This window comes from Anabaena sp. AL93 (genome assembly GCF_001672085.1).
Classification (GTDB): Bacteria; Cyanobacteriota; Cyanobacteriia; order Cyanobacteriales; family Nostocaceae; genus Dolichospermum; species Dolichospermum heterosporum.
In genome coordinates this window covers 59,334-66,737 of the sequence record NZ_LJOU01000017.1, presented here as the reverse complement: position 1 = coordinate 66,737, position 7,404 = coordinate 59,334, and the positions used below count along the sequence as shown (strand labels likewise).

At 40.9% G+C, this 7,404-nt stretch carries 5 protein-coding genes; 4 read left to right on the top strand and 1 reads right to left on the bottom strand.

Annotation, left to right across the window (positions count from 1 at the left end):
- From AN486_RS06565 to AN486_RS06550, 4 genes are all read left to right on the top strand, one after another.
- Positions 1 to 2,061, top strand: a 2,061-nt coding sequence (locus tag AN486_RS06565) for a dockerin type I domain-containing protein (RefSeq protein ID WP_290599715.1), incomplete at its 5' end; no start/stop codon positions are given.
- Between the two features lie 554 nt (positions 2,062 to 2,615).
- On the top strand, positions 2,616 to 5,000 hold the full coding sequence (locus AN486_RS06560; protein WP_290599713.1) for a cadherin domain-containing protein: 2,385 nt from the start codon (positions 2,616 to 2,618) through the stop codon (positions 4,998 to 5,000).
- Between the two features lie 86 nt (positions 5,001 to 5,086).
- Complete coding sequence (locus tag AN486_RS06555; protein WP_290599712.1) at positions 5,087 to 5,650, top strand: PEP-CTERM sorting domain-containing protein; 564 nt, start codon at positions 5,087 to 5,089, stop codon at positions 5,648 to 5,650.
- A 24-nt stretch (positions 5,651 to 5,674) separates the two neighbouring features.
- Entirely contained in the window at positions 5,675 to 6,133 is a 459-nt protein-coding gene (locus AN486_RS06550) for a peroxiredoxin (protein WP_053538083.1), read from the top strand.
- Positions 6,134 to 6,559: 426 nt separating this feature from the next.
- On the opposite strand, the gene raiA is transcribed toward AN486_RS06550, so the two are convergent.
- The gene (raiA, locus tag AN486_RS06545) at positions 6,560 to 7,204 is read right to left on the bottom strand and encodes a ribosome-associated translation inhibitor RaiA (RefSeq protein WP_053538084.1); all 645 of its coding nucleotides are present in this window, start codon (positions 7,202 to 7,204) and stop codon (positions 6,560 to 6,562) included.
- Positions 7,205 to 7,404 lie beyond the last annotated feature (200 nt).

Genomic DNA, 7,404 nt, shown 5'->3' with positions numbered 1-7,404 from the left:
GGCTATACAGGACAGTATACCATTGACTCCATTGCTTCCACTACTTTAGATAGTTTCTATAACGGCCACGTCTATGTCACCAGCTACACCGATGGTGATACTGGTTTTGGTGCAGCAGGCTATCTTAATATCGGAGCGGGTTACTCTGGTTTAGGCTCTGAATACGGTTATGCCTATGATGCAAACGGCTATAGTTTCGACCCCTACTTCAGCAACTCCGCTGAAGCTGATATTCTGGCTAATCAGAAATATAACTTCACCTATAGCTATGGTAATGGGGATAGTTACAGTGGTTATGGCTACGCAGCAGTAGGAACCTATACAGCAGGTCAAACCATTGGCGGCATTGCTAACGAAACCAATCTTTATCCTGGCGGTACAGGAGCGGTTGAAAACAATACTCTTGGTTATAATTGGGTCGGTGATTCAGTCTACCACCTGTCCTATACCTTTACTAATGTATCCGATGCCCTAACCCTGAATTTTATAGGCTCTGGCCTACAGGAAATCACTGATGAAAGTTGGGGATTGGATAATGTCAAAGTGACTGCTGGTGGTTTCAATTACTCCAATGACTTTGAAAGCGATTCCGTAACTGGTTGGTCAAGCTCGACCCGTTCCACAACTCCTGTTGGTTCCCGCAATTTCCTCGGTGAATTTGGTAACGATACGGTGAGCCTAGCGCTCAATGATGTCGCTCTAAACGGTAGCGTCACCGTAGAGTTTGACTTGTTTATTATAAACAGTTGGGATGGGAATGGTTCTTTTGCTGCTGGTCCAGACGAATTTACTGTCAATACTTCAGACGGTCAAACCTTATTAAATACGACCTTTGCTAAGTATCCTGGTCAGCCTCAATCCTATCCTGGTGCGGGGCAGAGCGGACAGTACACCATTGACTCGGTTGAGTTAGGCAATACTAACGCAGGCTATAACAATCTTGTCTATGTCACCAGCTACACCGATGGCGATACTGGTTATGGAACAACAACCAATGTGTCCCATGATTGGCAGGGTGTTAATGGCTATGGGGGACTTGGTTCGGAATCTGGCTATGCCTATGACGCAAATGGCTATAGTTCCGACCCCTACTTCAGCAACTCCGCTGAAGCTGACATCCAGAACCAACTATTCAACTACACCTACACCTACGGTAATGGCGATAGTTATAGTGGTTACGGCTACGCTTTAGCAGGAACCTATACAGCAGGTCAAGTATTGGATGGTTATGCCAATGAGACAGGAAATACTGGCTACTATACCATTGACTCAGTGAGCGCTGGAACAACGGATAGTTCCTACAACAATCGTGTCTATGTCACCAGCTACACTGATGGTGACACCCTCTACGGTGAGACCACCAATCTCTATAGCTATGGCGGCGGCTCTGGTTTAGGCTCAGAATACGGTTATGCTTACACAGCAGATGGGTATACTTATGATTCCTACTTCAGCCAATACTACGAAGCTGATCTTGTGATTCCAGGTTTGGCTATTACTGATAATTCAGGCAATGCCAATGATTCTAGTATCAAATTCACAACAGAACTATCCAAGTTCCGTAAGAACTTCCAAGACAGCGATTATGTCCGCCCCAATTATGCTGATACCACCAAATACTTTGACATCACCAATACGGGGTCAGGTGTTCTGGTAGTTTCGGATATTCAGATTAATGTCAGCGGGGTTACTGTGAATCTGGATTTGTCAGGGGATAAAGACCTGTTCCTGAATGCGGGTTCGAGCCAACGGGTTAACTTGACCTATGATCCTTTGGTAGCTAAGGAAAACTTTAATGTTGCTAATGGTCTGGTATTGTTTACCAACGTTCCTAATTGGTCTCAATACGAGGTTGCCTTGTCCGGTAAATCCACCTTTAACTCAGACATCAACTATGATGGCAAAGTTAATACCGGTGATTTAGGTTCACTGAACCAAGCAAGAACAAACTTTAACAAGGGAATTTTTGATGGCACTGCTGATATCACTGGTGATGGGTTGATTAATACCCTTGATGCAAGTGCTTTGACTGCTGACATCAAACTGAAATTGTCAGTTTAAGTTCTCAGTGTCTACTTAGGGACTTCCAATTAAAAAAATACCCAAAAATTTCTTGTGGTGCGGGCATCTTGCCCGCTAACCATCAAGGACGGGCAGGATGCCCATCCCACAAAATTGGGTAATTTATTTTTTGGTGTTCCCTTAGAGGGTGTTTGAAAAGTCCCTCATGGTGTATCAAATATTTTCAGATCCCCCTAAATCCCCCTTAAAAAGGGGGACTTTGACTCTAGTTCCCCCCTTGCTAAGGGGGGTTAGGGGGGATCTGTAAGTGCCTAAAATCACAACCTAAAACTTTTCAAACAACCTCTTAACTCCTGAAATTATTCCCTGCCTATTAGACTATCTCCGAAAATTAAATGGGCGTGGTTTGAAACCATTGTAGAGACGTTCCATGGAACGTCTCTACAATCTTTACCGGAGATGTCTATTACTTAGGGCTTGCTCGATAAACCGAAAACCTCAATAAATTAAGGTGTCTTCAGTCCGCAGAGTGTCAAGACACCGTTGTGTACAGTTATTGTCAGAATTCATTTAGACAAGTCGAAGAAAATATTATGGCATTCAGTATTAAAATCCAACTATTTGCTGATAATGACGGTCTTATCAGCGATGCTGTTGATAGCGTTATGGCTGGAAACAGTTTCTATGCACAAATTTTAGTTGGTGACTTCCGTAGTGATGCAGTCGGATTAATTGGTTTTTTGTCTTCCATACAATGGAATCCAAGTATTCTAGAATCTTTGGATGATCCTTTTAACCCTGATGAAGTTATTACCTCAAACTTTCCCGCCGTTTTTGGTGGTAATTTAGATAACACTCTTGGGCGGATTGGCGATTTAGAAGCGGGTGCTTTACCTGCATTTGATTTCGGTCAAGCAATAGGTGTTGATAAACTAGAACCCTTTGCTACTCTTCATTTTTTAGCCAAAGCAGATGTTACCGCTTCAGATTTTGTCCTGATTCCTAATCTATCGGGCTTGGCTTTTACCGATGATTATGTAAATAATGCACCCCTGATTCCCACCCCAGGGGCTTTTCTAGAAAATAGTAATAATATTATTCTCACAGTTTCTGACCCTAATCCAGAAGATACTGTAACCTTTGCTATTACAGGGGGAGTGGATCAATCTTTATTTACTCTTGATCCTACAACGGGTCAACTCACGTTTAATAGTATTCCTGATTTTGAAAATCCCATTGATAGTAATCAAGATAATATTTATGAGGTGCAGATTACAGCCCACGATAATTTTGGGGAACCTGCGACGACTACTCTGAGAGGTTTAACTGTCTCTACACTGAATATACAAGTTGCCAATGTTAACGAAACCCCAACAAATCTAACCCTTAGCAATATCAATATTAACGAAAATGTCGCCCCTCTGACTGTAGTTGAAGATTTCACCACCACAGATCCTGATGCGGGTAATACCTTCACCTATACTCTGATCAGTGGTGCGGGAGACACTGATAATAATCTCTTTACCATTAATAGTAATCAACTAAAAATTAATCAATCTCCCGACTTTGAAACTAAGAATAGTTACAGCATCCGTGTCAAAACCACAGACCAAGGGGGGTTAAGTTATGAAAAACAATTAACTCTTAACGTCAATGATCTTAACGAACCCCCAACAAGTCTAACCCTTAGCAATAACAGTATTAACGAAAATGTTGATCTTCTGACTGTAATCGGAGATTTCAGCGCCACAGATCCTGATGCAGGTAACACATTATTTACCTATAGCCTGGTAAACGGTGCAGGAGACACGGATAATAATGTCTTTACCATTAGTAGCAATCAACTTAAAATTAATGCTTCCCCCGATTTTGAAACTAAGAATAGTTATAGCATCCTTGTCAAAACCACAGACCAAGGGGGGTTAAGTTACGAAAAACAATTAACTATTAACGTCAATGATCTTAACGAAAGCCCAACAAATCTCATCCTTAGCAATACCAATATTAACGAAAATGTCGCCCCTCTGACTGTGGTTGGAGATTTCAGCACCACAGATCCTGATGCGGGTAATACTTTCACCTATACTCTGATCAGTGGTGTGGGAGACACGGATAATAATCTCTTTACTATTAGTAGTAATCAACTGAAAATTAATGCTTCTCCCGATTTTGAAACTAAGAGTAGTTACAACATCCGTGTCCAAACCACAGACCAAGGGGGGTTAAGTTACGAAAAACAATTAACTATTGGTGTTACCAATGTTAACGAAACCCCAACAAATCTAACCCTTAGCAATACCAATATTAACGAAAATGTCGCCCCTCTGACTGTAATTGGAAACTTCAGCACGACGGATGTTGATGCGGGTAATACTTTCACCTATACTCTGATAAGTGGTGCGGGAGACACGGATAATAATCTCTTTACTATTAGTAGTAATCAACTGAAAATTAATGCTTCTCCCGATTTTGAAACTAAGAGTAGTTACAGCATCCTTGTCAAAACCACAGACCAAGGGGGGTTAAGTCATGAAAAACAATTAACTATTGGTGTTAATGATCTCAATGAAATTATTGGTAATCCTTCAATTAACAATGGACGTAACCCAATTGTAGGAACTGCTGTTTCTGACTACATTATAGGCGGTCCAGGGGCAAAAACCATTACCGGAGGTGCGGGTAATGATTTGTTCGTGTTTACCGATCTTCGAGATGTGGGACAACGGATTACGGATTTTACTGTGGGAGGAGACAAAATTGTTCTTACTAAATTAGTCAGTAGTATTAGTTATAATGGCACTAATCCTATTGCGGATAAATACATCAGGTTTGTAGCCGGAACAGGTAGTAATACTGGTAGTACCTTTCTGCAAATTGATCGGGATGGGATTTCAGGTAGTGCCATATTTAAGAACTTCCTTCAGGTTGATAACATCACTAGCACCCAGTTAAATAACGTTGGTAACTTTGTCTTTTAACATTTTCTATCAGGATCTCTATGTTGACTCAACTTAAAAAACCTCTGGTCAGTATCGGCATAACCTTGTCCACTGGTATCACTTCCATGGCAATCTCTGCTCCTGCTTACTCTATTAACTTCGTTAATTTAAACACCTTTGACCCCCTTGGAGATGTTACTAGTAACAACACAGTTATTTACTCAGGTTCATCGAATCAAGTTCAAACGGGTGGTGGTACTGGTAGTTTCGAGGAATTGCTAGGTATCAATGCGACCGATTTGGACGCTGCTATCCCGAACAATTATTATGGTTCAGCTATTAAAAGTACCTTTAGTAACATCAACCATGGAGATGTGTTTAGCTTCAACTGGAATTTCACAAGCACAGATCAAGATCAAGCTTTTGTAACGATTGCCAATAATATTCAACCCTTAACTGGTAATAATGGTACTTATAGCTATGCCTTCACTTCACCGGGAAGTTATAATGTTGGTATTGGGGTTGTTGACGTTAATGATTCAACAGGTCAATCAACTCTCACCCTAAGTAATGCTCAAATTCAGGCTGTTCCTTGGGAAACTGATACCCTACCAATATTAGGTAGTACAATTCTTTTTGGTATTGGTGTTTGGGCTAAACGTAAATACACTGGCAATTCCAAATCTTGACACTCTCTAATTAATAATTTTAATATGTCTATCAAAGTTGGAGATACCGCTCCTAATTTTAGTCTACCTGCCCAAAATGGCAAAAATGTCAGTTTGGGAGATTTTCGGGGTCAAAAATCCGTTGTCCTCTATTTTTATCCCAAGGATGATACACCAGGATGCACTGTAGAATCTTGCGCTTTTCGAGATCAATATGAAGTGTTTCAATCCGCTGGTGCTGAAGTTATTGGTGTGAGTGGTGACTCTAGGGAATCTCATCAAAGGTTTGCAAATAAATACAATTTACCTTTTACACTTTTAAGTGATCAAGGTGATAAAGTCCGAAAACAATATGGCGCAACTGCCGTTTTTGGTTTTATTCCCGGTCGAGTTACATACCTAATTGACCAAAATGGTATTGTTCAATATGTATTTGATTCTATGTTGAACTTTAAAGGCCACGTTGAAGAAGCATTAAAAACCCTGCAACAACTAGCAGCATAAATAAAATAAGATCCCCGACTTCTCTAAGAAGTCGGGGATCTAACTCTCTTTCATCTCGTTCCCAGTCTCTGACTGGGAATGAATTCTAGAAGGCTCTGCCTTCAATGATATTAGAGGCAGAGCCTCATCAACTGCATTCCTAGTCAGAGACTAGGAACGAGATGTGGTAAGGATTTGAGCTTAAGTTGACACATATCAGCAGTGCTTTACCCCCTGCCTCTCTTCTCCCCCTGCTTGCCTTCACCCGTCATTTTCGGGTTGACAGACTAGTACCGCTTCGCGGAAGTCAAAAGTCAAAAGTCAAAAGTCAAAACGAATATACAATGAGCTTTCCAGTAGTTTGGAATGGTCTATTTATTTCCGCCTTGCGGTACTAGTAGAGACGTTTCATGAAACGTCTCTACATATAAAGAATTTAATCAGACTTTATTTGGAGTGAGATTTTTCTGCTACAGCAACATTAACATTAGCAGATTTGCCATTTCTGTTGTTGGAATAACCGTTATTGCGGGGTTGAATGACTCCATAACCGCCGTGATTACGTTCATAAATGACGTTAATCTCACCTGTTTCGGCATTATGAAACATATAAAAGTCATGACCCACCAATTGTAGTTGTTCCTGCGCTTCAGCCAATGTCATTGGCGGCATAGAGAAGTATTTGGTACGAACAACCTCTTCGGGTAATTCAGCGGTGCGATCGCCTATTAAATCCGCTGCAACAGTTTCTGGTGCTACTACTTCGTTAGTTGATATAGGTTGAGTTTTATGATCCTGCCTTTTTTCCTTATATTTCCGCAATTGCCGAGCAATTTTATCTGCAACTAGGTCAATACTTGCATATAAGCTTTCGCTGCTTTCCTCCGCACGGATAACACTACCATTAGCATAAATAGTTACTTCTGCTGCTTGCTTCGTACTTATTCGGGGATTGCGAGCTACGCTTAAATGGACATCCACTTCATTGGTGATGTTCTGGAAGTGACTAACTGCTTTTTCAATCTTTTGATGCACATATTCACGAATTGCATCAGTGATTTCAATATTTTTACCGTGGATGACAAGCTTCATGTAAACTCTCCCGCTCAATATTATATGTGATGTTTTCAGTTAGGAATAGAAATTGCGGTCAGGCCTATCACTGCCACCGACACAAATTGTTACCCATCCCTAAGACATTGTTTTTTAGCATTTTTAACACTTCTTGCATCTTCAAGTTGGCGCTTATTTATCCTCTTGTTTCCCAACTGGTTGTTAAGCAATTGGCTATT